The sequence below is a fragment of the Streptomyces sp. GLSS-08 genome, assembly GCF_056387915.1.
In genome coordinates, this window is sequence record NZ_JBWJAQ010000001.1 from 570,250 (window position 1) to 595,264 (window position 25,015).

At 71.0% G+C, this 25,015-nt stretch carries 19 protein-coding genes; 5 read left to right on the plus strand and 14 right to left on the minus strand.

Going from position 1 to position 25,015, the window contains the following annotated elements:
* Window positions 1-6: 6 nt before the first annotated feature.
* The gene (locus AC0ZLC_RS02285) at window positions 7-1,161 is read right to left on the minus strand and encodes a CobW family GTP-binding protein (protein ID WP_476750124.1); all 1,155 of its coding nucleotides are present in this window, start codon (window positions 1,159-1,161) and stop codon (window positions 7-9) included.
* A gap of 330 nt (window positions 1,162-1,491) precedes the next feature.
* Window positions 1,492-2,670 carry a citrate synthase gene (locus AC0ZLC_RS02290; protein ID WP_476750125.1) on the minus strand — a complete coding sequence of 393 codons (1,179 nt, stop codon included), beginning with the start codon at window positions 2,668-2,670 and terminating at the stop codon, window positions 1,492-1,494.
* Window positions 2,671-2,778: 108 nt separating this feature from the next.
* On the opposite strand from AC0ZLC_RS02290, the gene AC0ZLC_RS02295 reads away from it, so the two are divergent.
* The 4 genes from AC0ZLC_RS02295 to AC0ZLC_RS02310 all read left to right on the plus strand — a co-directional run bounded on the left by AC0ZLC_RS02295 (window position 2,779) and on the right by AC0ZLC_RS02310 (window position 7,715).
* A complete protein-coding gene (locus tag AC0ZLC_RS02295; protein ID WP_476750126.1) occupies window positions 2,779-4,044 on the plus strand; it encodes a citrate/2-methylcitrate synthase in 1,266 nt (421 codons plus the stop codon).
* 122 nt (window positions 4,045-4,166) lie between these two features.
* Window positions 4,167-5,111, plus strand: coding sequence for a sucrase ferredoxin (locus AC0ZLC_RS02300; RefSeq protein WP_476750127.1), 945 nt, complete (start codon window positions 4,167-4,169; stop codon window positions 5,109-5,111).
* A 142-nt stretch (window positions 5,112-5,253) separates the two neighbouring features.
* A complete protein-coding gene (locus tag AC0ZLC_RS02305) occupies window positions 5,254-7,041 on the plus strand; it encodes an ATP-binding protein (RefSeq protein ID WP_476750128.1) in 1,788 nt (595 codons plus the stop codon).
* Window positions 7,038-7,715, plus strand: a complete 678-nt coding sequence (locus AC0ZLC_RS02310; protein ID WP_476750129.1) for a response regulator — start codon at window positions 7,038-7,040, stop codon at window positions 7,713-7,715. Before AC0ZLC_RS02305 ends, AC0ZLC_RS02310 begins: the two co-directional genes overlap by 4 nt.
* 65 nt (window positions 7,716-7,780) lie before the next feature.
* Here the strand turns inward: AC0ZLC_RS02310 and AC0ZLC_RS02315 are convergent, their stop codons facing one another.
* From AC0ZLC_RS02315 to AC0ZLC_RS02340, 6 genes are all read right to left on the minus strand, one after another.
* Window positions 7,781-9,373, minus strand: coding sequence for a solute symporter family protein (locus AC0ZLC_RS02315; protein ID WP_476750130.1), 1,593 nt, complete (start codon window positions 9,371-9,373; stop codon window positions 7,781-7,783).
* Window positions 9,370-9,936 (minus strand): DUF485 domain-containing protein, encoded by a 567-nt coding sequence (locus tag AC0ZLC_RS02320; protein ID WP_476750131.1) that lies wholly within the window; start codon window positions 9,934-9,936, stop codon window positions 9,370-9,372. The genes AC0ZLC_RS02315 and AC0ZLC_RS02320 overlap by 4 nt, the downstream gene beginning before the upstream one ends.
* A 68-nt stretch (window positions 9,937-10,004) precedes the next feature.
* Window positions 10,005-10,691, minus strand: a complete 687-nt coding sequence (locus tag AC0ZLC_RS02325; protein ID WP_476750132.1) for a response regulator transcription factor — start codon at window positions 10,689-10,691, stop codon at window positions 10,005-10,007.
* Window positions 10,688-11,839 carry a sensor histidine kinase gene (locus tag AC0ZLC_RS02330; RefSeq protein ID WP_476750133.1) on the minus strand — a complete coding sequence of 384 codons (1,152 nt, stop codon included), beginning with the start codon at window positions 11,837-11,839 and terminating at the stop codon, window positions 10,688-10,690. Before AC0ZLC_RS02330 ends, AC0ZLC_RS02325 begins: the two co-directional genes overlap by 4 nt.
* Entirely contained in the window at window positions 11,836-12,360 is a 525-nt protein-coding gene (locus AC0ZLC_RS02335) for a DUF1453 domain-containing protein (protein WP_476750134.1), read from the minus strand. Before AC0ZLC_RS02335 ends, AC0ZLC_RS02330 begins: the two co-directional genes overlap by 4 nt.
* Window positions 12,361-12,620: 260 nt before the next feature.
* Window positions 12,621-14,744, minus strand: a complete 2,124-nt coding sequence (locus tag AC0ZLC_RS02340; RefSeq protein ID WP_476750135.1) for a DNA gyrase/topoisomerase IV subunit B — start codon at window positions 14,742-14,744, stop codon at window positions 12,621-12,623.
* A 437-nt stretch (window positions 14,745-15,181) separates the two neighbouring features.
* Between AC0ZLC_RS02340 and AC0ZLC_RS02345 the strand changes: the two genes are divergently transcribed.
* Complete coding sequence (locus AC0ZLC_RS02345) at window positions 15,182-15,412, plus strand: DUF7455 domain-containing protein (RefSeq protein ID WP_358851474.1); 231 nt, start codon at window positions 15,182-15,184, stop codon at window positions 15,410-15,412.
* 109 nt (window positions 15,413-15,521) lie between these two features.
* Here the strand turns inward: AC0ZLC_RS02345 and AC0ZLC_RS02350 are convergent, their stop codons facing one another.
* The 6 genes from AC0ZLC_RS02350 to AC0ZLC_RS02375 all read right to left on the minus strand — a co-directional run bounded on the left by AC0ZLC_RS02350 (window position 15,522) and on the right by AC0ZLC_RS02375 (window position 24,951).
* Window positions 15,522-16,340 (minus strand): S1 family serine peptidase, encoded by an 819-nt coding sequence (locus AC0ZLC_RS02350; RefSeq protein WP_476750136.1) that lies wholly within the window; start codon window positions 16,338-16,340, stop codon window positions 15,522-15,524.
* 132 nt (window positions 16,341-16,472) lie between these two features.
* Window positions 16,473-18,014, minus strand: a complete 1,542-nt coding sequence (locus tag AC0ZLC_RS02355; RefSeq protein ID WP_476750137.1) for an RNA polymerase sigma factor — start codon at window positions 18,012-18,014, stop codon at window positions 16,473-16,475.
* A 404-nt stretch (window positions 18,015-18,418) separates the two neighbouring features.
* Window positions 18,419-19,306, minus strand: a complete 888-nt coding sequence (locus AC0ZLC_RS02360) for a FadR/GntR family transcriptional regulator (protein ID WP_476750138.1) — start codon at window positions 19,304-19,306, stop codon at window positions 18,419-18,421.
* A gap of 162 nt (window positions 19,307-19,468) precedes the next feature.
* Entirely contained in the window at window positions 19,469-21,220 is a 1,752-nt protein-coding gene (locus AC0ZLC_RS02365) for an ABC transporter ATP-binding protein (RefSeq protein ID WP_476750139.1), read from the minus strand.
* A 139-nt stretch (window positions 21,221-21,359) separates the two neighbouring features.
* Complete coding sequence (locus tag AC0ZLC_RS02370) at window positions 21,360-22,118, minus strand: NUDIX hydrolase (protein ID WP_476750140.1); 759 nt, start codon at window positions 22,116-22,118, stop codon at window positions 21,360-21,362.
* Between the two features lie 1,075 nt (window positions 22,119-23,193).
* Entirely contained in the window at window positions 23,194-24,951 is a 1,758-nt protein-coding gene (locus tag AC0ZLC_RS02375) for a DUF4192 domain-containing protein (RefSeq protein ID WP_476750141.1), read from the minus strand.
* Window positions 24,952-25,015: the final 64 nt, after the last annotated feature.

Consider the following 25,015-nt stretch of genomic DNA (forward strand, 5'->3'; position numbering starts at 1 on the left):
CCCGGCTCACTCCTGCGGACGCTGCTCCTGTACGTAGCGGAGGACGCCCCACATGCTGTGCTCATCGGCGTGCGGGGCGTCCTCCTTGCATGCCTCCAGCTCCTTGCCGAGGGCGTGGGCGTCGATTCCTGCGCCGATGAGCACGAGCTGGGTCAGCCGCTCGTCGCCGTCGGTCCACGGCTCCGGATAGAAGCGCAGGAACCGCCCGACGGCGTGCACGGCGTACCGGTTGCGCGGGTCGGCTGCGCCGAAGTCGACGTACCCCTTGATGCGGTAGAGCCCCTCGGGCCTGCTGTCGAGGAAGTCCATCAGCCGGCGGGGTCCGAGCGGGACTTCGGAGGTGAAGGACACGGATTCGTAGGCGGAGTGCAGATGCCCGCCGTGGTCGCCGCCCCCGTCGCCGCGGTGCCCCTCTCCGTCGCCGAACCCCTCTCCGTCGCCGTGGACGTGGAGGTCGTCGAAGGACAGCTGCCCGATGCGCTCCTCGGGCGGCCTGCAGTCGAAGAGGAACTCGGGGTCGATACGGCCGAAGGTCGCCGGGACGACGGCGGCGCGGTCGGCGAGCTCACGGACGACCCGGAGCACGTGGTCACCGTCGGCGCCCGGCTCGTCCCCTGTGCCCTCCGCGCCGGAGGCGTGCCGGCCGGCCCCGCGCCCCGCGACGGCCCGGTCCAGCTTGTTGACGACGACGAGGTCGGCGAGGGCCAGATGCCGGTCGATCTCGGGGTGCCTTGCGCGAGTGGCGTCGAACTCGGCGGCGTCGACGACCTCGACGAGACCGCCGTAGACGACCCGCGGATTCTCGCCGGCCAGCACCATCCGCACGAGTTCCTGCGGCTCGGCGAGCCCGCTCGCCTCGATGACGATGACGTCGATCCCGGCCGAGGGCCGGGCGAGCCGCTCCAGATAGTCGTCGAGCTCACCGGCGTCGACGGCACAGCACAGACAGCCGTTCCCGAGAGCGACGGTGGAGTCGCCGAGTGCTCCGGCCACGGCCATGGCGTCGATCTCGATCGCCCCGAAGTCGTTGACGATCGCGCCGATACGGCTGCCTCCGCTGTGGTGCAGGAGATGGTTGAGCAAGGTGGTCTTGCCGGAACCCAGGAACCCGGCGAGGACCACGACCGGGATCTGCGGACTCGACTCACTCGGCTGACTCAACGTGCGCCCTCTCTGAACCTGAGCGTGCACCGGCTCATGGACCGGATGCCCGTGCTCGCGACGAATGCCGACCCAGGATACGAGCGGGAGGAAACGCCCCGAAGTGAACTTCTCGTCGGCAGCGCTCGCGGGGCACACGTCGGGCCCGGCGCCGGGACACCCACCTCGCACTTCCCTCCGTACGCCTCCTCTCCGTCCCCCTCCCGATCGGCGCCGCTCGGCAGAACTGCTGCGCCGGCCGGCTCGGATCGCCGGGCGCCGGACACGGGCGCCGGGCGTAGGGCATCGGGCATCGGGCATCGGGCATCGGGCGGCGGACAGGACCGGCGTTCAGGCCGCCGCCGGGACTCGCTGAGGTGCCGGCTCCCCGACGTACCGCGCCGCCGGCCGGATGATCTTCGGGTCCTCCGCCTGTTCCAGGATGTTGGCACTCCAGCCGACGACCCGCGCCGCGGCGAAGGTCGGCGTGAACATCTCACGGGGCAGCCCGCACAGTTCCATGACGACGCCCGCGTAGAACTCCACGTTCGTGTGAAGTTCCCGGCCCGGCTTCAGCTCGGCGAGAATCGCCTCCACCCGGCGTTCGACCTCCACCGCGAAGTCGACGAGCGGCCCGCCGAAACCTTCGGCGATGCCCCGGAGCATGCGGGAGCGGGGGTCCTCCGTGCGGTAGACGGGGTGACCGAAACCCATGATGCGGTCGCCGGCGAGGACCCGTTCGCGGATCCAGGAGTCGATGCGCTCGGGCGTGCCGATGGCGTCGAGGGTGTCCAGGGCACGACTCGGCGCGCCACCGTGGAGGGGGCCGGAGAGTGCTCCCACCGCGCCGACCAGACACGCGGCGACATCCGCGCCTGTCGACGCGATCACCCGCGCCGTGAACGTTGACGCATTGAATCCGTGGTCAATGGTGGAGATGAGATATTGCTCGATCGCCCTGGCCCGCGCCTCGTCCGGCTCCGTGCCCGTGAGCATGTAGAGGTAGTTGGCCGCGTACGAGAGATCATCGCGCGGCTCCACCGGATCGAGCCCCTGCCCGAGCCGGTACAGCGCCGTGAGCAGTGTCGGCACGGCCGCGGAGGCGGCGAGGGTGTCGGCGCGACGCCGGTCGGCGCCGATGTCGTACACCGGCCGGAGCCCCAGGGACGCACCGAGGAGCGACAGGGCGGTGCGCATTCCGGCGAGGGCACCGCTGCCGGCGCTTCCCGCGGCAATGGCCGGCAGTGCCGCGCGCACCTGGTCCGGCAGCTGTCGCAGCGCCGTCGTCCTCCCGAGGAACGCGGTGCGCTGAGCCGCGTCGGGCAGTTCGCCGTGGAGCAGCAGGTGCCAGACGTCTTCGAAGGCCCGGGTCTGTGCGAGTTCGACGGCCGAGTACTGGCGGTAGTGGTAGAAGCCCTCCCGTCCTCTGACGTCCCCGAGAGCGGTGTCGGTGACGACGACACCCGCGAGCCCTCGGGGGACTTCGACAGGAGTGAAGGACGTGGTGGCAGCGGCCCGATTGTTCGGCATGGTTTCCTCCCTGGACTTGATTCGACTGTCCATGCTTGACTAAGTCACTGTCAATATTGATTGAGTCAATGCGCATCAGGCTTGTCGAGGTATGGATACGGTGACGCCATGAGGGATCGAGAACTGTCGTCGCCCACCCGCGACGTGGAACGGCGGATCAGCACCAGAGAGACCGCCGAGCTGCTTGGCGTGAAGCCGGAGACGGTCTACGCGTACGTCAGCCGGGGCCAGCTCAGCAGCCGGCGCGAGCCCGGCGGGCGCGGCAGCACCTTCGACGCCCACGAGGTCGAGGCGCTCGCACGGCGCAACGGGCGTGGGGCGGGAGGGAGTTCGAGCGCTTCGGGTGACTTCTCGGTCCGTACCCGCATCACCTTGATCGACCAGGACCGCTACTACTTCCGGGGGGTCGACGCGACCGAACTCGCCGCCCGCCACTCCTACGAGGAGATCGCCGAGTGGCTGTGGACCGGGCAGCTGCGCCCAGGTGTCACCTTCACCGCCCCGGAAGCCTCCGTCGCCCTGGCCCGCCACGCCGTCGACGCGCTGCCCGAACACAGCAGTCCCACCGACCGGTTGCGGGTCGCGGCCATCGCCGCCGCGGCCGCGGACCCTCTGCGCTTCGACCTTTCCGAGAGCGCGGTACTCGGCACCGCACGCACTCTCATCCCCACCCTCGTGGCCGCGCTGGCCCCGCTGCGGTACGACCATCGCGACGAGGGACCGCTGGCCCACCGGTTGTGGGCACGCCTCACCGGCCGCAGCCCCGACGAAGCGTCCCTGCGCGCGCTGGACACGGCGCTGGGGCTGCTCGTCGACCACGACCTGGCCGCCTCGACGCTCGCCGTCCGTGTCGCCGCCTCGGCCCGGGCTCACGCCTACGCCGCCGTTTCGGCGGGCCTCGGCGTCCTGGAGGGCCCCCTGCACGGAGCGGCCAGCGGACTGGCGCACCGCCTGCTGCTGGAGGTGCTGGACCGGGGCACCGCGGTCCCCGTGATCGCCGACGAACTGCGCGCCGGCCGCCGTGTCCCCGGGCTCGGACACCGCCTCTACCCCGGCGAGGATCCCCGCGCGCGCGCCCTGTTCGCTCTCCTCGCCGAGGTGCCGCACGCCGCACCGGCCCTCGCCGCCGCCCAGGACGTCGCGGCCACCGCCGCCCGGCACACCCCCCTGCACGCCAACGTCGACCTCGCCCTGGCCGTCCTGACGGTCGCCTCCGGTATGCCCTCCACGGCGGGCGAGACCGTCTTCGCCGTGGCCCGCACGGCCGGCTGGATCGCCCACACCCTGGAGGAGTACGGGGAACGGCCCCTGCGCATGCGGCCGAGCGGGCACTACGCAGGAGCACGACCGCCGCAGCCGCTCCCCGGTGGGTGAGCGGGGCGCCGCGGAGCCCGGTGGGTTTCACGCCCTCCCGCGCGCCGGGGGTGTCACGTCAATGCGCCCCTCTTCGTGCGGCCGGAAGCTTTTGGCGGGGAAGTCAGGTTAGGCTCACCTCTGTGAGTACGTGCACGACCGCGTCCCGGGAGCTCGACGAGCCCCTCGCGGGCACCGCGGCCACCGCGAAGACCTGGCTGCTGCTGGAGCAGTCGGGACCCTGGGGTGCCAAAGCGCTCACCTCGAGCCATCTGGACCCCGCGCTGGGCCGTGCCCTCGAAGCCGCCGCGGAGGGCACCGGCGTACGGATCGCACTCATCCGGCGTCCGGGAAGGCACGCCGACCGCGGTGCCGATGCCGAGCGCCGGGTGTACGCGGCCCACACCATCCCCGGAAACACCTGGCTCCACGGCGCAACGGTGTCCGATCCGGAGCGCCTGCTCGACCTCGACTTCGCCGCGCTCGGCAGAGGCGAGCACCACACCTTCGACTCGGCTCTGCGGGGCCGCCCGCACTCGGCCGGCCCGCTCGCGCTCGTCTGCACCAACGGCAAGCGCGACCGCTGCTGCGCGCTCCTCGGCCGGCCCCTGGCAGCGGAACTCGCCGCCTCCGGCGTGGACGGCGCCTGGGAGGTCACCCACCTCGGCGGCCACCGTTTCTCGCCCACGCTGCTCGTTCTGCCCTTCGGATACGCGTACGGGCGCGCGGGGGCCCACCACGTCAAGGAGGTCCTCCGGGCCGTACGGGCAGGGCGCGTCGTGACCGAGCGGTGCCGGGGCAGTTCCGCCTGGGAGCGCCCGGCACAGGCGGCCGAGCTGGCGGTGCGCGAGGCGGCCGGGGAACACGCGGCCGACGCGCTGACCGTCATCCGGACGGACGGGACGGCGCCGAGGTGGGAGGTGACGGTCGCGCACAGCGACGGCCGCGTCTGGCGTGTCGTCGTCGCCCTGGGCGCGTCCGAGCCGCCCCGCCAGGAGAGCTGCGGCTCGGCGCTCGGCTCCCCGGCCCGCATGGACGTCGTGGCCGTACGTGAACTGCACCGGGCCGGTCTGCCGGTCCTGCACTGACCCGGACCGACGGCCCCGGCCCTCGGCCGGACCCGGGCCGCACCCTCGGATCACCGTTCGACCCGGCACCCGCGCGTGTCCTCCCACGAGATCCCCGCCACACCCCCTACGGCCTGCCCCGCCGCCCCCGTACCGTCTAGGCATGAGTTCCACTCCCCCTGCGCGACGCCTTCGCCTCGGTCTGCCGCGGCGCATGTTCTCGCAGGTGCTGCTGATGCAGGTGGTGATCGCCGCCGGAGTCGCCGTGCTCGCGACCGGGCTCTTCCTCGCGCCGCTGAGTGACCAGCTGGACGACCAGGCGATGCGCCGGGCGCTCGCGATCGCGCAGACCACGGCGGCCCAGCCGCAGATCGCGGACGATCTGCGGTCCACCCGTCCGTCGGCCGACGGACCCGTCCAGCGGGCGGCGGAGCGCATCCGGCAGGCCAGTGGCGCCGAGTACGTCGTCGTGATGAACATGCGGGGCGTGCGCTGGTCGCACACCGACCCCGCACAGATCGGGGACGTCGTCTCGACCGATCCCCGCCAGGCCCTGGCGGGCAAGAACGTCATGCAGATCGACACCGGCACCCTGGGCCGCTCCGCCCGCGGCAAGGTGCCGTTGCGCGACACCGCCGGCGACATCGTGGGTGCCGTCTCGGTCGGCATCGAGTACGACAGCGTGCGCGCCCGGCTGATCCACGCGATCCCCGAACTCCTCGCGTACGCGGGCGGGGCCATGGCCGTCGGCGCGCTGGCCGCGTATCTGATCTCCCGCAGAGTGCAGCGGCAGACCCGGGACCTCGCCTTCTCGGACATCTCGGCACTCCTCGCGGAACGTGAGGCCATGCTGCACGGCATCCGGGAGGGCGTGGTCGCCCTCGATCGCGGCGGCCGGGTACGGCTGCTGAACGACGAGGCGCAGCGCCTGCTGGGGCTCGACGCGGACGCCGTCGGGCGGCCGCTCGACGACACGCTCGGGCCGGGCCGTACCACCGACGTGCTGGCCGGCAGGGTCACCGGCACGGATCTCCTCACCGTCCGCGGTCAGCGCGTGCTGGTCGCCAACCGGATGCCCACCGACGACGGCGGCGCCGTCGCCACCCTGCGCGACCGCACCGAGCTCGAGCAGCTGGGCCGCGAGCTCGACTCGACGCGCGGACTCATCGACGCCCTGCGCGCCCAGGACCACGAACACGCCAACCGCATGCACACGCTCCTGGGACTGCTCGAACTGGAGATGTACGAGGACGCGGTGGAGTTCGTCGGCGAGGTGGTCGGCGACCACCGGGCCACCGCGGAGCAGGTCACCGAGAAGATCCACGATCCGTTGCTCGCCGCCCTGCTGGTGGGCAAGGCCACCGTCGCCGCCGAACGCGGAGTGGCCCTGTGGATATCGGACCGGACGTTCCTGCCGGACCTGCTGATCGATCCCAGAGGACTGGTCACCGTGGTCGGGAACCTCGTGGACAACGCGCTGGACGCCGTGGCGGGCACGCCCCACGCACGCGTGGAGGTCGAACTGCGCGTCGAGGGACGCACGGCCGTGCTGCGGGTGCGGGACACCGGCCCCGGCGTTCCGGCCGAGCGACGGCAGTTGATCTTCACGGACGGATGGTCCACGAAGAAGCCCCCGGCGCACGGCAAGCGCGGAATCGGCCTCTCCCTCGTGCGCCGGCTGGCCGAGAGGCAGGGTGGCAGCGCGCAGGTGGCGGAGGCGGTCGGCGGGGGCGCGGAGTTCACCGTCGTCCTACCGGAGGCCCTCACCGAACCCGGTCCCGCTCCGGGGTCGGGGCAGCTCCCGACGCCGGGCACGACCGCCGGACCGGGGCCCGGAATGCCTGCCGGAGCGGTGCCGGGGGCGGAGCCCGCACATGCCCGGGGTGCCGTCGGGCCGGGCGCGCCGGGGTCCTCTCCGGAGGCCGCCCCCGCCGAGGAGAGGTCGCGATGATCGAAGTACTGGTCGTGGACGACGACGTCCGCGTCGCACGCGTGCACGCCGCGTACGTACAGAAGGTGGCCGGCTTCCACGTGGCCGGAGAGGCGCACACCGCCGCCGAGGCGCTGCACCGGATGGAGCTGTTCCCGCGTCCGGATCTGGTCCTGATGGACCACTACCTGCCGGACGGCACCGGTCTCGCCGTCGTGCAGGAGATGCGGCGGCGCGGTCATCAGACCGACGTCATCATGGTGACCGCGGCGCGGGACGTCGCGACCGTGCAAGCGGCGATGCGGCAGGGCGCACTGCAGTATCTGGTCAAGCCGTTCACGTTCGCGGGGCTGCGCGCCAAGCTGGAGGCGTACGCGGAGCTGCGCCGCACTCTCGACGGCGGCGGCCTGGCCGAACAGGCCGAGGTGGACCGGATGTTCGGCGCCCTGTCCACGGGCGCCGAACCCGAGCTGCCCAAAGGGCACTCCCCCACCACCGCCGAACTCGTGCGCCGCGTCCTGGTGAACGCCGAGGGCCCCTTGTCCGCCCTGGAGATCGCGGAGCGGACCGGACTGAGCCGGCAGACCGCCCAGCGCTACCTGAAGCTCCTGGAACGCACGGGACGCACCAGACTGACCCTCAAGTACGGCGACGCGGGCCGCCCGGAACACCGGTACGCGTGGGTGACCCCGTAAGCAGCTGGACGAACTGCGCCCCAGCCACGGGACCCCCGCGCCTCCTTACGTGGATGGCCGCGCCCTCAGACCGCTCCGGCCCCGGTCAGCGACCGCACCTCGGTCTCGGCGTGCTTGGCTGCGTCCGGCGGCTCCGCCGAGGTGACCGTGCCCATCCAGCCCGCCAGGAAGCCCAGCGGAATCGAGACCAGTCCCGGGTTCTGCAACGGGAAGTACTGGAAGTCGACGCCCGGGAACAACGACTCGGGGCTTCCCGACACCACCGGCGACAGCGCGACGAGAAGCAGCGCCGGCACCAGACCGCCGTACACCGCCCAGACCGCGCCGCGTGTCGTGAAGTTCCGCCAGAACAGGGAGTACATCAGTACCGGCAGGTTCGCCGACGCGGCGACCGCGAACGCGAGGCCCACCAGGAACGCCACATTGAGGTCGCGGGCCAGCAGTCCGAGCGCGATCGCGACCACCCCGATACCGACCGCCGCGACGCGTGCCACGGCGACCTCGCTGCGCGGTTTCGCACGTCGTCGTCTGAGCGACGCGTACAGATCGTGGGCCACGGACGCCGAGGAGGCGAGGGTGATCCCCGCGACCACCGCGAGAATCGTGGCGAAGGCGATCGCGGCGACGATCGCGAACAGAACCGTCCCTCCCGTGGAGGACGCACCGCCGCCCAGATCGAGCGCCAGCAGCGGCATCGCCGTGTTCCCGCCGGCGTTCGACCCGCGTACCGCCTCGGGGCCGACGATCGCGGCTGCTCCGAAGCCCAGCACGATCGTCATCAGGTAGAAACCGCCGATGAGACCGACCGCCCAGACCACCGAGCGACGCGCCGCCCTCGCGGTCGGCACCGTGTAGAAACGGGACAGGATGTGCGGCAGCCCAGCCGTACCGAGCACCAGGGCGAGCCCCAGACTGATGAAGTCGAAGCGCGCGGTCCAGGTCTCCCCGTACTTCAGTCCCGGTACGAGAAACGCGTCACCGTGCCCGCTGCGCGCGGCCGCGGTACGCAGCAGCTGATCGAAGTCCCCGTGGAAGCGCACGAGCACGAGCACCGTCAGCGCGACCGCCCCGCCCAGCAGCATGACTGCCTTGACGATCTGGATCCACGTGGTCGCCCGCATCCCTCCCATCGACACATAGATCACCATGAGCGCGCCGACGCCGATCACCGTCCAGTTCCGCGCCGCTTCGCTGGTGCCTCCGAGGAGCAGGGCGACCAGGCTGCCCGCTCCGACCATCTGCGCCACCAGATACAGAACGGACACGGTCACCGACGAAGTTCCCGCCGCGATGCGCACCGGACGCTCACTCATGCGCGCCGCGACCACGTCGGCGAGAGTGAACCGGCCGCAGTTGCGCACCAGTTCGGCGACCAGGAAGAGCACCACGAGCCAGGCCACGAGAAAGCCCACGACATACAGCAGCCCGTCGTACCCGAAGAGCGCGATGAGTCCCGTCACGCCGAGGAAGGACGCGGCCGACATATAGTCACCTGAGATGGCAAAACCATTCTCCATGGGGGAGAACAGCCGCCCGCCCGCGTAGAACTCCTCGGCGGAACCATGCCGGTTACGGCTGACCCACGTCGTGATCCCGAGCGTCACCGCCACGAACACGCTGAACAGCAGCAGCGCCAGGGTCTGGTGGTGTCCGGTCACCGCTGCCCACCCCCGGCACTTCTCGTCAGCTCCTGGGTGTCCCAGCGCAGGTCGAGCGCGGCCCGGTCCCTGCGCAGCCGTGCGTGACGCGCATACGCCCAGGTGAGCAGGAAGGTGGTGAGGAACTGCCCGAGCCCCGCGAGCATCGCCACGTTCACCGCGCCCGCCACGGGTCGCGCCATCAGCCCGGGCGCGGTCGTCGCGGTGACCACGTAACCCACGTACCAGGTGAGGAAGACCGCGACACCCGGGATCACGAACCGCCGGTACCGGCTGCGTACTTCCTGGAAGGCCGCGCTCCGCTGCACCTGGAGGTAGACCTCGGCCGCACCGCCCGCCCTCCCCTCGTCCTCCCGGCGCGCGGACGGCTCGACGGGAGCGGGCGCGCCCGTACCGTCCATCTCGCCCCAGCCGGATGCCAGAGCGTCGTACCAGGGGTCGTCGTACCCGGCACTTCCGCCCTTCGCCGCCTGGACGGGGACACGCTCACGCCGCTCTTGGTCCTCGGTCGGGCCTTCAGGACCCTCTCCGCGCAGGCGGTGACGATCGTTCCTTGACTGCATGCCCAAGGATGGACAGAACGGGAAGATCCCGGCCTCTTGAATCCGTGGTCTTCACTCCATCAGGTGACTCAGGTCAGTGATGGCCGCACCAGCCCCTTCCCGTAGGCATAACGGACCGCCTGTGCACGGTCCTTGAGTCCCGTCTTGGCGAACATATTGTTGATGTGGGTCTTCACGGTGGCGGTGGACACATGCAGCTTGCGGGCGATCTCATGGTTGGAGAGGCCTTCGGCGATCAGGACCAGCACCTCCGCCTCGCGAGTGGTGAGCCCGCCGGGCGCCTCCGACGGCCCTGCCGGTGGTTCCGGCTCGGTCTGCGACAGCCGCTCCAGCAGGCGCCGTTGGATGCTGGGCGACAGCCCGGCATCCCCGGAGCACACGCTCTGCACCGCTCGCACGATCTCGTCGCCGCCCGCGTCCTTGGTGAGGTAGCCCCGGGCGCCGGCTCTGATCGCTGGGAACAGCGAGTCGTCGTCCGCGAACGTGGTGAGTACGACGACCTGGGTGCCGGGATACTCGGCCCTGATGCGCCGGGTCGCCTCGACTCCGTCACAGCGCGGCATCCGCAGGTCCATCAGGACCACATCCGGAGCCAGTTCGGCGACGAGCGCCACTGCCTCGTCACCGTCGGCCGCCGCTCCGACGACCTCGACTCCGGGCAGCAGCCCCAGCAGCATCACAATGCCCTCGCGCACCACGGTCTGGTCGTCCGCCACGACGACCCGCGCCGGCTTGTGCCCCGGGTCCTCCGTCATACGGGCACCTTCAGCGTCACCACGAATCCCTCCTCCTGCGGCCCGGCCTCCAGCGAACCGCCCAGCAACTCGGCACGCTCCCGCATGCCCAGCAGACCGTACCCGGCGCCGGAGCCGGTCATCTCTCCCGGCGGGCCGCCCGAATCCCGTACGTCCAGCCGCACTTCGTGGTCCCCGTATTCCAGGCACATGTGGACCTCGGCCCCCGGCGCGTGCTTCCGGACGTTCGTCAAGGCCTCTTGTGCGACCCTGCGCACCGCCTGTGACGCCTCCGCGGGCAGCAGCCGTCGCTCACCCGTCACCGTGACGTCCGCCGCGTCGGCCGTGGCGACGAGTTCGCTCAGGAAGTCCTCCAGCGGGGACATCTCACCGCGCAGCGCGGAAAGAGCCTGTCGTGTCTCGGCGAGGCCTTCCCTGGCCATCCCCCGGGCGGCCACCACTCGTTCGAGTATCCGGTCCTGGCCGGCGCCCCGTTCGATCAGGAGCCGGGCCGCCTCCAGGTGCACGAGCTGTGCGGAGAGGCTGTGCGCCAGCACGTCATGGATCTCCCGCGCGATCCTGGCCCGTTCCGCGAGGGCGGCCGACTCCGCCTCGGCCGCGCGCGCCGCCCGCTCCTGGGTGAGCAGCCGCTGGGCGCTGCCGCGCGCCTCGGCGTCGAGCCGCAGGACATAGCCGGCCAGGGCGAGGCCGCCGACCGTCGCCAGGGTCGTCGGCCGGCCGTCGCCGTTGATCAGCGCGTACCCGGTGAGCGCCACGGAGGTGGTGGGCAGTGCGGCCGCGAGAGGCAGCCGCTCGATGGCACTGACGGCACACGCACAGCACAGGACGAGGGCGGGAATCCGGAAACCCGTCCCCTGGGCCGCCGTCGCGACCACGAGCAACAGCGCGAACAGGCACAGCGAGGGAAGGAGGCGGTGTTCGAGTGTGCTGTGCAAGAAGCCCCAGGCGGCGAGGGCGCACAACACGACGCCCAGCGCTGCCGCGGCGATGCCCCAGCCCTGAAGCCGATCGTCCGAGAACGTCGTCCACAGAAGGGCGCCGAGGGCCAGCAGGCGGACGGCCCAGGCCAGCGCTCGCCGGGGCCTCGGCACGCCCTCCGGGGACAGAGCCTCGCGGGAGGGCCAGCGCGTCCACGCGTTCTCCGTCATACGGACTCCTTCCACGCGGCGCGCGGTACGCCGTCACCGTAGGGCGCACTCCTCGTGGCCACCACGGGCAGCGCGTCAGATCGCCGGAGCAGGGTCCCGGAGCGGACGAGCAGGGTGGCCGCGAGGGCGAGCAGCAGGGCGGAGGTGTCCTGCTGGACACCGAGCCAGACCCCGGCCCCGTACAGGCCGGCTCGCAGGCCGATGCCGATGGCCAAGACGGCGACCGTTGCCCTGGTGCCCTTGGTCCACACTGCGCCGTCCGGCGTTGCCCATATCCGTGAGGTCCAGGCCCAGCCCGCGCCCATGATCAGCCCGATCAGCACCTGCGCCCCCAGCAGCAACACCGTGGCGGCCCGATGGCGGGGGTCGATGATCCCCGGCTGGCGCAGAGCAAGGAGGGCCAGGGCGGCCGGGGCGATCCACCAGCGCCTGTCCGCGTCGATTCTGCTCGCACGGAACTGGCGCACGAACACCACGACGACAACGGCGACGATTACCAAGACGTTGGCAAACCCCGGCATCCGGGCCTCCGCGGGCGAAGAGAGCGAGTGCCGTCAGCGGGAGCTGTCGACGTCTTCGACGCTACGGAGATCGCGTCGGCGGCAGATCGGCCCCCGGGTGGATCAAGGGTGGATCTCCTACGGCTCGGACCTCCACCCACGGGTGGACACGCTGAGTAGTCCCACCTGGTCACTCGTATTGCCGGGCGTCGGATCCCGGGGCAGGCACCCGACCCGCCCCACGGGAGCAGAGACCCCGCCGGACAGCCCGGACAGCCCTCCTACGCGTCGATCCGCGACCGGTCCAACGTAGCCGCCGAGCTGGAGATGAACTCCTTGCGCGGCGCCACGTCGTTCCCCATCAGCAGGTCGAACACCTGCTCGGAGGCCTCGAGGTCGGAGATGTTGATCCGGCGCAGCGTGCGGTGGCGCGGGTCCATCGTCGTCTCGGCCAGCTGGTCGGCATCCATCTCACCGAGACCCTTGTACCGCTGGATCGAGTCCTTGTAGCGCACGTTCTTGCGCTGCAGCTCCAGCAGTGTCTCGCGCAGCTCACGGTCCGAGTACGTGTAGACGTACTTGTCCTGCCCCTTCTTGGGCTGGCTGAGTTCGATGCGGTGCAACGGGGGCACCGCGGCGAACACCCGCCCGGCCTCCACCATCGGCCGCATGTAGCGCTGGAACAGCGTCAGCAGCAGGCAGCGGATGTGCGCGCCGTCCACGTCGGCGTCGACGAGCAGGATGATCTTCCCGTAACGCGCCGCGTCGATGTCGAAGGTCCGCCCGGACCCCGCCCCTATGACCTGGATGATCGAACCGCACTCGGCGTTCTTGAGCATGTCCGTGACGGACGACTTCTGCACGTTGAGGATCTTGCCGCGAATGGGGAGCAGCGCCTGGAACTCGGAGTTCCGTGCCAGCTTCGCGGTGCCGAGCGCGGAGTCGCCCTCCACGATGAACAGCTCGCTGCGCTCCACGTCGTCACTGCGGCAGTCCGCGAGCTTGGCGGGCAGCGTGGAGGACTCCAGCGCCGTCTTGCGACGCTGCGCATCCTTGTGCTGGCGGGCCGCGATGCGCGTACGGGCGGCGGAGACGGCCTTCTCCAGGACGACCCGCGCCTGCGCGGCCGTGTCCCGCTTCGTGGACGTCAGGAACGCCTTGAGCTCCCTGGAGACCACGTTCGTCACGATGCGGCGGGCTGCCGAGGTGCCGAGCACCTCCTTGGTCTGCCCCTCGAACTGAGGTTCGGCGAGACGCACCGTGACGACGGCGGTGAGGCCCTCCAGGGCGTCGTCCTTGACGATGTCGTCCTCGGCGACGCGCAGCAGCTTCTTCGTCCGCAGTACTTCGTTGACCGTCTTGGCGACGGCCTGCTCGAAGCCGGCGACGTGGGTGCCGCCCTTGGGGGTGGCGATGATGTTCACGAACGACTTGAGCGTCGTGTCGTAGCCGGTACCCCAGCGCAGGGCGACGTCGACACCGAGATCACGGGTGACCTCGGTGGGCGTCATCTGACCGTGGTCGTCGAGGACCGGAACAGTCTCCTTGAAGCTGCCCTGCCCGGAGAAGCGCAGCACGTCGCAGACGGGCTTGTCGGCGGCCAGGTACTCACAGAACTCGCTGATGCCGCCGTCGAAGCGGAACGACTCTTCACCCTTGCTGCCACCCTCACCGAGCCCGAACTCGTCCCGGACGACGATGGTGAGGCCCGGCACGAGGAAGGCGGTCTGGCGAGCGCGCTGGTGCAGATTCTCCAGGGAGAGCTTGGCCTCCTTGAGGAAGATCTGGAGGTCGGCCCAATAACGCACGCGTGTGCCGTTGCGCGCCTTGGGGATCTTCTTCGTCTTGCGCAGGCCGCTGCCGGCATCGAACTTGGCGTCCGCTCCCATGCCGGCGAATGCGCCCGGCACACCGCGGCGGAAGCTGATGGCGTGCGTGTAGCCGTTGCGGTCGACCTCGACGTCCAGCCGGGCGGACAGCGCGTTCACCACCGAGGCACCCACACCGTGCAGACCGCCCGAGGCGGCGTACGAGCCCCCGCCGAACTTGCCGCCGGCGTGCAGCTTGGTCATGACGACCTCGACGCCCGAGAGGCCGGTCTTGGGCTCGACGTCCACGGGAATGCCACGGCCGTTGTCCCGCACCTCGACGGACGCGTCGTCGTGCAGGATCACCTCGATGTGGTCGCAGTAGCCTCCGAGGGCCTCGTCCACCGAGTTGTCGATGATCTCCCAGAGGCAGTGCATCAGGCCACGGCTGTCGGTCGAGCCGATGTACATGCCAGGGCGCTTGCGTACGGCCTCGAGTCCTTCGAGGACGAGCAGGTGCCGCGCGGTGTAGTTGGAACCGTCCCGGTCTGCTCCGGTCAGCAACGCTGTGGACGGCACGGACGTCTCGGCGGTCACGCGGTTCGCTCCTCGCTGAATTTCACATGGCACCCTTTTGGTAAGGGCCCGGCTTGGTTCGCCGCTCAGAGGGTACCGAGGCCTGGTAGAGCCGTTGTAGCGCCACCCTCGTCCGAACTTAGACTAGTCGAGAGTCGCATAGGTGTTCGATCCCTCGATGGAGTGAAGTACATATCACGTTCCCTTCCAGGCATGAACCATTTAGGCTCCGGGCACGTCCTCATGAACAACCGGCAAGCCAGCCGGAGGACCGACACTGACAGACAACGCGAACCCGTACGACGCGAACCACGTAATACGGCACATTCGCCGCCAACCGGCAGCAGACAGCCACCTCGGAAAGAAATTTTCAAGGAGAAGCCACGAGCGGGAACGTTTTCGGCCTGGTTGGATGTTGACCCTGGTACGACAGCTCGTCGAGCTAGAGAAGAGGCGACGTGACTACTGTTCTGACCCCCGCGAGCCCGCTGACGGCCGCTGACCGCTGCGACCGTTGCGGCGCCCAGGCATATCTGCGCGTCGTCCTCCTGAGCGGCGGAGAACTGCTCTTCTGCGCCCACCACGGTCGCAAGTTCGAGCCGGAACTCAAGAAGATCGCCGCTGAGATACAGGACGAGACGGAGCGGCTGACGACCGTTCCGGCGAGCGTCAACGAAGAGGAACGCTGACACTTCGCGTCGACGACGAGCGAGTGCCGGCATCAGGCCGGTCCACGGGCGGCCACCCCTCTAACAGGGGGTGGCCGCCCGTACTCGTACCGCATCGGGTGTTCGGCGCTCAGCGACCTGTGTCGAGCCTGCGGATCGCGTCCGACACCCGGGTGTAGACCCCGGGGCTCCCCGCGCGCCCGCAGCCGCTGCCCCACGACACCAGGCCGATCAGCCGCCCGTGGGCGACCAGCGGCCCCCCACTGTCCCCCTGGCAGGCGTCCCGGCCGCCCGTGAGCTCCCCGGCGCACAGCATGGAAGCGGCCCGGTACGTGCCGTCCGAGCTGCCCGGGTACGCCTCCGCGCAGTCCGCGTCGGGCAGCACCCTCACGCGTGCGGCCCGCAGGCTGCCCGCGTAGTCCCCGGCGCCCGTGGTGTCTCCCCAGCCATAGACCTCGGCGACCGTCCCGGGGGCGTACGAGGGGTCGCCCTTCGGCGCCGGACTGATGACGTAACTCTCGGCAAGCGGAGCGGCGAGCGTGATGACCCCGAAGTCGCCGGCCTTCGTCCGGGTGTCGTACGCGGGGTTCACCCAGGTGTCGCGCACCTGGATCTCCCGTCCGGAGCCGGAGGTCAGCTGCGCCCGGCCCGCGATGACCCTCAGGTCCCCCACCTGCTGCGCGGGCGCCCCGAGTACGTCCTCGCTCAGGCAGTGAGCGGCGGTCAGGACCGTCGACCTGCCGATCACCACACCCGCACAGAACTGCCCCGCCCGCGTACCCCCGAACCGGTCACGGCTGGCCAGCGCCACCGTCCACGGGCTCTGGGAAATCTCGACCGGATAGCCGCCGACGACGACGCTGTCGGCCGCCACCGGGGTTGGGGACGCCAGCGGTATCACGGCCGTCGTGGCCGCGAGGGCCAGGGTTCGGGCGAAGGGACGACGCATGCGCGCTCCTCACTCAGGGGTGGTCGTGGAAGACCCAGAGTGATCCAGCGGCGGTCGGCGCGCACGCCGCACATGCGTCGAGGGCCCGGCTCCCCCGCGGGAGCCGGGCCCTCGATGACGTACGGCCGGGGCCTAGTCGAGGTAGTCGCGCAGTACCTGAGAACGCGACGGGTGACGCAGCTTCGACATGGTCTTGGACTCGATCTGACGGATCCGCTCACGCGTCACGCCGTAGACCTTGCCGATCTCGTCGAGGGTCTTCGGCTGACCGTCGGTGAGACCGAAACGCATGGACACGACACCCGCCTCGCGCTCGGAGAGCGTGTCCAGGACGGAGTGCAGCTGCTCCTGCAGAAGCGTGAAGCTGACCGCGTCCGCCGGGACCACGGCCTCGGAGTCCTCGATGAGGTCACCGAACTCGCTGTCGCCGTCCTCACCCAGGGGGGTGTGCAGCGAGATGGGCTCACGACCGTACTTCTGGACCTCGATGACCTTCTCGGGGGTCATGTCGAGTTCCTTGGCCAGCTCCTCCGGGGTGGGCTCGCGGCCCAGGTCCTGGAGCATCTGGCGCTGCACGCGCGCGAGCTTGTTGATGACCTCGACCATGTGCACCGGGATACGGATGGTGCGGGCCTGGTCGGCCATCGCGCGGGTGATCGCCTGACGGATCCACCAGGTGGCGTACGTGGAGAACTTGTAGCCCTTGGTGTAGTCGAACTTCTCCACCGCGCGGATCAGACCGAGGTTGCCCTCCTGGATGAGGTCCAGGAAGAGCATGCCGCGGCCGGTGTAGCGCTTGGCCAGGGAGACCACCAGACGGAGGTTGGCCTCCAGGAGGTGGTTCTTGGCGCGGCGGCCGTCCTCGGCGATGATCTCCAGCTCGCGCTTGAGCTTGGGGGCGAGCTTGTCGGCGTTCGCCAGCTTGTCCTCGGCGAAGAGACCGGCCTCGATGCGCTTGGCGAGCTCCACCTCCTGCTCGGCGTTGAGCAGTGGGACCTTGCCGATCTGCTTGAGGTAGTCCTTGACGGGGTCGGCGGTGGCACCGGCGACGGCGACCTGCTGGGCCGGCGCGTCGTCCTCGTCGTCGTCGGAGAGGACGAAGCCCTTGCTCTCGCCGCCCTCCTCCTCCTCTTCACCGGGCTTGACGGCACCGGCGGTCTCCTCGACCGCCTCGTCGTCGACCAGCTCCGCGTCGTCCTTCTTGGAGGTGGTCTTCTTGGCCGCCGTCTTCTTGGCGACGCTCTTCTTCGCGACAGTCTTCTTGGCGGTCGCCTTCTTGGCGGCGACCTGCTTCACGGACGGGTCCTCAGCCGGATCGTCCGCTGCGGGCGTGGCCGGGGCAGCGGTGGCGGTGGTCTTCTTGGTCGTCACCGTCTTCGCCGCGACGGTCTTGGTCGCGGTGCGCTTCGCCGGACTCTTCGCTGCGACGCTCTTTCGGGTGCGCTTGGGCTCCGCGGCACTGACCATCAGCGTCACACCCTCTTCCTCGAGGATCTGGTTGAGGCTGCGCAGTACGTTCTTCCACTGAGTGGCCGGAATCTGGTCAGCTTCGAAGGCCCGACGCACGTCATCGCCGGCGATCTGCCCCTCAGCCTTTCCCCGCTCGATGAGCGCCATGACAGAGACGGACTCGGCGATCTCCGGCGGGAGCGTACGGGATGTGCTGGCCGACACGAACAACCTCTCGGAACGTTGGAAAACGGCTTCCGGCCCCGTCCGGTGCGGACAGGAGCCGACGACCGCCGACTGGGGATGGGTCGACGGCGCGGGCGGGGGCCGGGAAGTTGAACAGCGCCGTGAACGGCGTCCGTATTCCTTCCTCGGCAGTCACCTCTTAGGTCATCGCGTGGTTCCGAGGAGCGTTACGCCCAATCTGCGTGGCCCGAGTCACACCCCGTAAGCACGCAGAAGCGGTCGAATAGTGTCAGAGGTACTCATTCTGCAGGCTGTATGGCCCCTCGCACCACCGGACCCCGCCGATCCCGGAAGATCCAACGAGGTCCGGCGGAAAACGACGGGCCGTTCGCGCGTTGCGACTCGCGGGCAACCGTCCGCGGCCGCGCCGCCCTCGAAGCGCGTCAGTGCTCGCGCGGTGCGGGCACCACACGCTCCACCTCGGGGTGGACCGTGAGCAGCTGACGCATCGCGGCCTCGGCCGCCGCTCCGTCGCTCGCCGCGAGGGCGTCGACGATCCGGGCATGGCACGACAGCGACGCCTCGGTCGGCCGGTCGCAGCCGGTGACGGGGTTGCCGGCGACCTGGAGCGCCGCGGAGACGATCCCGGAGAGGTGCTCCAGCATGCGGTTGCCGGCGACCTGAATGAGGAGGGAGTGGAACTCCCCGTCGGCCCGGGAGAAGGTCAGCGCGTCGCCCTGCGCCATGGCGTGACCCATGATCTCGATCATGTCGCCGAGTCGCTGCTGCACCTCCTCGCGTCCGTGGCCGGCCGCCAGGCGTGCCGCGAGCGGTTCGATCGTCCAGCGCAGCTCGCTGAGCTCACGGCGCTGGTCGTCGCGCTGCGGCCCGTAAGCCCGCCACTCGATGATGTCCGGGTCGAGCAGATTCCAGTCGCTGACGGGACGCACGCGCGTGCCGACGTTGGGCCGCGCGCTCACCAGGCCCTTCGCCTCCAGGACGCGGAGCGACTCGCGGACGACGGTACGGGAGACCTCGAACCGCTGGCCGATTTCCTCGGGCACGAGCGGGCGGTCCGCGCCCAGATCGCCGGAGACGATCATCTGGCCCAGCTGCTGAACGAGTTGGCCGTGCAGTCCGCGGCCGCGGCTGCCGCCGGCACGCCGTCCCACGCGGCCCAGCTCCGGGTCCGAGTGCTCCCAGGCGGGAATGCCCACGCGGCCGGCCCCGGGGGCTTCGGCGTAGGGATAGCGGTCGAGATCGCCCGGGCCGGCCAGGCCGGAGTCTGCGGAGCGGGCGGCGGTCATCATGGTGTGCGCAAGGGTACTCACGGATCCTTTGTCGGCGCCCCGTTCAACTCCCTTGAGGTCTTTGGTGAAAAGCACACGAAAGGGTGATCGCTCACCCCGTCGCAATTGACGCCTTATCGGAAAGAAATGGGCGTTCCCCGGGGAGTTGTGTGCAGCGACGGACGAGAAGGGTGCGGATGGCCGTCATCGGACCCTGCCACGCACGGTCGTGAGCAGATATGCGCAGAGCAGGGCGGCCAGCGACAACGTCAGCGCGCCGCCCACAGGTTGTGCCACGGCCTTCGCTCCGGCGGCCAGAAGGCGCTCCCCGCCGAACGGCCACTGCGACAGCAGGTGCTCCCGCAGCCGCACGGAGAATCCCGCCGTCGTCCGCACATGCGGTCCCTCGACGGCCTTCTGTACGAGCGGTACGACGAGGACCGGCACGGTGAGCACGGCGGCGAGCCCCGCCGTCGTGGACCGGAAGATTCCCGCGGCCAGCACCCCCGCCCAGGCGCACGCCACCACGAAGGCAATCCAACTCACGCCGAGAGAGAACCATTCGGGGGGAACTCCGGTGAGTTCGCGGCCGTAGACGAGATGGAGCACCTCCTGATCGCAGGCCACGGTGAGGACGGCCAGCATCAGTGCCGTGACCCCGGCGACCAGGAGCTTGGCGAAGAGCAGGCCGAGCCTGCGGGGCACGGTGCCTCGGTCCGCCGCGAGGGCGGGATGACGGAACTCCTCACCGAAGGCGACCGCGCCGAGCAGCCCCGCGCCGAGCGCCGCGGGCGGCAGCGGGAGCTCCCTCGGCCATGCGGCGAGGAGACGCGCCTGCGGGGTGTGCCCGATCCTCGCCGCGAGGACGGACACGAGCACGGAGGTGACGAGTACGGCGGCCGCCGTGAGATAGCCGGTGGCGACTCCGGTGGCGCGACGCAGTTCGTAGCGCAGCGGGCGCAGTGGGCTGGGAGCCTGGCGGACGCTGATGGGCGTCGGCAGGAGGGACGGGGCCTCGTCCGGGCTCAGCGTCTCGGCCGGCGACATCTCCTCGGCCTCATCGGGGGCCGAGGGGGCGCGGGTTCCCATGTCCCCTACCTCGTCTGCGAGTTGGTGGACGAGGATGCCGTGGCGGAAGGCGGTCTCGCCGACGTCGGCGCATGCGCTGCCGTACACGGAGAGCCGGTTGCCGTCTTCGTGGACGACCTCGACGGAGCGCCGGGCGGCCCTCGCCTCCTTGGCGAGCAGGGTGCCGAGCCGGGCCGCGTGGGGGCTGCGGACAGCGACCCTGGGGCGCAGCCGGGTGCGGGCGAAGTCGGTGGCCTCCTGGTCGGCGAGCAGTCTTCCCTCCGCCAGCGTGACGACCCGGTCCGCGGCCGCCGCCGCCTCTTTGGGGTCGTCGGTGGTGAACAGCACGGTGCCGCCCTGTGCGGCGTGCGCGCGCAGTATCCCGTGCAGCCAGCGCCCTTCGCGCGGCGCGAGCCCGGTCGCGGGCTCGTCGAGCACGAGCGTGTGCGGATCGGCAAGGAGTGCGCATGCGAGGCCGAGGCGCCGGTCCATGCCGCGCGAGAGGGTGCCGAGGCGTTCGTCGCGCAGGCTGACGAGGCCCACGGCTTCGAGGACCTCGTCGGCGCGGCGCACGGGCACGCCCGCGGCGGCGCACAGCATGCGGAGTTGCCCACGGACGGTGCGAGCCGGGTGGCCGGGCACCTCGCCGAGGAGAACTCCCACTTCGCGACACGGATGGGCGATGCGGTGCAGCGGCCTGCCCCTGAAGTAGGTGATGCCGCGGCCCTGTTGGAGTTCGAGCATGAGCCTCAGCGCCGTCGTCTTGCCTGCGCCCGGCGCTCCGAGCAGTGCGGTGACATGGCCCGCGTGTGCCTCGAAGGAGACGTCGTCGAGGGCGGGCGGCAGCTCCTTGCGAGGGTTGCTGGTCAGTCCGATGGCCTGGATCACCTGAGGCAAGATAGCGCGATACTTGCTCTTTTTCGGGCATATTGGGGCAGGCTTCGGGTCGACATTCGCGCTGTTCCCGACTCTGGGGGTCGCAGTTGCCTCCGGCCGGTCCCTGCGCGGCCCTGGTCACCGCACGGTGTCAGACCTCGGGGCGCAGCATCGGCGGGTTGAGGAGTGTGGCACCCCCGGCGCGGAAGAGCTGTGCGGGGCGGCCCCCCTGCCGGGTGGTCGTACCGCCCGTGGGGACGAGGAAGCCCGGTGTGCCCGTGACCTTGCGATGGAAGTTGCGCGGGTCGAGCGCCACGCCCCACACCGCCTCGTACACCCGGCGCAGCTCTCCGACGGTGAACTCGGTCGGGCAGAAGGCAGTGGCCAGCGACGAGTACTCGATCTTGGAACGGGCGCGCTCCACACCGTCCGACAGGATCTGCGCGTGGTCGAACGCGAGCGGCGCGGCCTGCTCGCCGTCCCGGGCGTAGCCGCCCTGCTGCAACAGCTCTTCGACGGGTGCCCAGCGTGCACTGTTGGCGTCGCCCCCCGCCCTGGGGGCCGGCAGATCCGGAGCAAGGGCGAGATGGGCGACGCTGACCACCCGCATCCGCGGGTCGCGCTTGGGATCGCCGTAGGTCGCGAGTTGCTCCAGATGCGCGCCGTTGTCCTGCGCCGGGGCCGATGGGTCGTGAGCGCACAGTCCCGTCTCCTCGGCCAGCTCACGCGCCGCCGCCTGCGCCAGATCCTCGTCGGGCCGTACGAAGCCGCCAGGCAGCGCCCAGCGGCCCTGGAACGGCTGCTCGCCCCTCCTTACCGCCAGTGCGCACAGGGCATGGCGGCGCACGGTCAGCACGACCAGGTCCACGGTCACGGCGAAGGGCGGGAAGGCCGACGGGTCGTAGGGCATGCGGCGATCATAGTCGTCTGCCTGACGATAAACACTCCCTTCCTCGGTCGCATCCGTGGCTGATCCGCTTCCGCCCGGCACGTCGTCCGGGTCCCGGCCAGGCGCTCTCCCGCGGCCGCCTCACCCCGGCTCACGTCCTCAACTACGGCCGGTCGGCTTCCCAGGAGCGCCGCACGGTGGGCGTGCGCCTGCGTCTCGCAGCGCAGCGGTCCGCCGGGGTGCGGGTCGGGCAACAGATGCCGTTGCCGACGGTCGCCCGCAGCCACTGGAGGCAGCGCGCGGCGGCGGGCAGCAGTTCGTCGGTCCCCCGGTCCGGGAGACCCCAGCGGGCGGGCCTCCGCCAGGCTGCGCGGGGAACAGGAGGGTCGCCTCCGTGGCGGTGCAGCCCCGGCGGCACCTGGGGGCGGGCGTCCCGGCGGGGTCCCGGGATCATCCCGACTGCGCTCCGCGGCCGCCGAGTTGGGTGCGTGCGAAGGTCCTCAGGGTGCCGACGGCGCCGTGCGCCGAGTGCCGGCATCATCCGTGCCGAGACTAGCGCCCCGACAGGAGCCATGCCGCAGCGCCAGGGGGCTCCTGCGGCGAGGAACGCGTCGGATGGATGTGCGGGACCGCACATCAGCAGGGCCTCGAGATCCTCGACGCACGTGTCCAGAAGGGGCTGGGTCATGGGGTCGTCGACGGTGACGCCCGCCCTGGCCCTGCCCGGCCCTGACCCTGGCCCTGGCCAGAGGACTTTGCGGACCACGCGCCACCGTTCTGCCGAACCCGAACCCGAACCCGCAGCCGTCCAGCCGCACGCGCCGCTGCGGGGTCCAGGTGCCGCCGGGCGGCTGCTCCGGTTCCGGGCGCAGCAGGCGCGCGGAAGCGAGCACGTCGGGGGCGACGGGTTCGCGGTGGCTACCGCCGAGTGGCCGCCGAGGCTGGACCAGCGCAGACCGGAGGGCGTGAACGCCGGCGGCCGGGTGGGCGTGCGGTGGCCCGTGTGGGGGTCCGACGCGCTGGGACGGGGTGCCGTCGGACGGTCCGCTGGGGCGCGTCGACCGCGCTCCCCACCGTCCCCACGTGCGTTCAGCCCTCATGTGTCCTCCCCGAGCCCCCGACGGCCGGCCCGGCGGCCGACCTGCGGCAGGAACTTCGGGCCGTCACCCGCCCGAATCCCAGCATCATCTGCCGCAACGGCCTCGGCGCCCGCGGAGCGGTTGCCGACCGGGGAGCGAGCGCCGGACCGGGTGCCGTCGGGGCGACGGTGGCGAGCGGAGGCTGCCCCGGGGGCACGGTTGCTCGGATGCGTGCCCCCGCCCGCCGCCGAACGCACCCGGCGACGACGGCGGCGAACGGTCGCCGACGCCTGCATCGCCTCGGCGGGCCGCCCGGCACACAGCGGCTCCGCGAGGTCGGAGCAGTCCGGATTCTCCGCGGGTCCGGTGGATGTTGCGCCGTCGCCGCGCTCCGCGCGCAGACAGCGGCGGATCGACTCCGGGTCCAGGCCTTCGTTGCACGCCTGGTGCAGGAGGCGGGCGAAGAGGTAGTCGGAGTCGGCTCCGAGTGCCATGGCCAGCGCCTCTCGAGCTTCCAGTTCGTCACCGGACGACCATGCGACCCATCCGGCGAGGGTGAGGGGCGCGGCCGCGTGCTCGCCGTACGGGCCGACACAGCGGCGGGCCAGTGCGCGCCAGAGGCGCAGCGCGGGGCCCGCTTCAGCGCCTTCCATCCACTGCGCCGCACGGTCGCGGGTCGTGCGGTCCTGGATGCCCAGGATGAGAGTGGCCGCCTCGTCGTGTCCGAGAAGTCCGTCGTCCCGGAGGTCCGCCTCGAGCGTGCCGGACATCGCACGGGCGTCGGCAAGGCGCCCCATCACCTTCCGAGCCAGATCCAGGGTTTCCTCCGCGACCTCCGCGCGGCTCACGTCGTCCAGGATTCTGGGGACCAGGGCCATGCTCGCGGCGTCGAGAGCGGCTTCCTGCTCCAGGCACGCCCCGGTCTCCCACGGGGTGAGCCTGGCCCTGAACTCGCGCAGGCTGCCGCGCACTTGCAGTCCGGCGTAGGTCGCCGCGGCAGCGAGGACGGACGTACCCGGAAGCCCCATCGGCCGGCCCTCGGGCGGGCAGCATGCCTCGCTGGGGCAGCAGTACGACCAGAAACGGCCGTCCGAGATGCACAGGGCCTCGACGACCGGTACGTCGAAGCTGCCGCAGGCCGTGCGCAGCAGCTGGGCGAGTGGCCTCAGGCGTTCCATGACGTCCCGCCCCGTCTCGCCGCTGCGCGGCTCCTGGCAGAGGTAGGCGACCATGGTCTCCGGCCGGCCGCACCTGCGCTCGCTTCCCGTCACCAGTCCCCGGGCCAGCTGTCCTGCCACCGAGGGCCAGTCGTCCGTCTGGGCGGGGATGCCGAGCCGCGCCCGTCCGCCGAACCGACCGCTTCGCTCCCGGTCGTGGAGGGCGACGAGCACGATGCTGTCCTCGGGGCGGTAGCCGAGGAGATACGGCAGCGCGTCGGCAAGCTCCGCCGGTGTTCGCAGCGTGACCTGCTGCTGGCCGGAGAGGCCCGGGACCTCGGCGTGCCCGACGAACGCGAGCGGTTCCGAGGGATTCGCACCTCCAGCGACTGCGGCAGCGTCACCCGCGCCGCCTCCGGGCTCGCAGAGTTCCGGATCCCGTGCTTCATCGAGTACGCGAAACCGTGCTCCATCGCATCCCGGTTCTTCGACGGAGTCCCCCGGAGTCGGGTACTCCGTCGGGACACCCACGCTCGCGCCGTCCTCCGGCGTCCTCTCGCCCACGTCGTCCGCCGCGGCGCTCTCGTCGACGGACGCGGTCGGCTCGCTTGCGCCCACGCATGCCGGGGACGCACTCTCGACCTCCGCGGTGCATGATCCGAGGTCCGCAAGTCCGAGAGTC

Excerpts from the sequence above, each read along its gene's own strand:
- AC0ZLC_RS02325 (WP_476750132.1), bottom strand. The coding sequence starts at position 10,691 with ATGACGGAGGACCCGGGGCACAAGCCGGCGCGGGTCGTCGTGGCGGAC.
- AC0ZLC_RS02330 (WP_476750133.1), bottom strand. The coding sequence starts at position 11,839 with ATGACGGAGAACGCGTGGACGCGCTGGCCCTCCCGCGAGGCTCTGTCC.
- AC0ZLC_RS02335 (WP_476750134.1), bottom strand. The coding sequence starts at position 12,360 with ATGCCGGGGTTTGCCAACGTCTTGGTAATCGTCGCCGTTGTCGTCGTG.
- AC0ZLC_RS02370 (WP_476750140.1), bottom strand. The coding sequence starts at position 22,118 with ATGCCCTACGACCCGTCGGCCTTCCCGCCCTTCGCCGTGACCGTGGAC.
- AC0ZLC_RS02320 (WP_476750131.1), bottom strand. The coding sequence starts at position 9,936 with ATGCAGTCAAGGAACGATCGTCACCGCCTGCGCGGAGAGGGTCCTGAA.
- AC0ZLC_RS02290 (WP_476750125.1), bottom strand. The coding sequence starts at position 2,670 with ATGCCGAACAATCGGGCCGCTGCCACCACGTCCTTCACTCCTGTCGAA.
- AC0ZLC_RS02305 (WP_476750128.1), top strand. The coding sequence starts at position 5,254 with ATGAGTTCCACTCCCCCTGCGCGACGCCTTCGCCTCGGTCTGCCGCGG.
- AC0ZLC_RS02350 (WP_476750136.1), bottom strand. The coding sequence starts at position 16,340 with ATGCGTCGTCCCTTCGCCCGAACCCTGGCCCTCGCGGCCACGACGGCC.
- AC0ZLC_RS02295 (WP_476750126.1), top strand. The coding sequence starts at position 2,779 with ATGAGGGATCGAGAACTGTCGTCGCCCACCCGCGACGTGGAACGGCGG.
- AC0ZLC_RS02310 (WP_476750129.1), top strand. The coding sequence starts at position 7,038 with ATGATCGAAGTACTGGTCGTGGACGACGACGTCCGCGTCGCACGCGTG.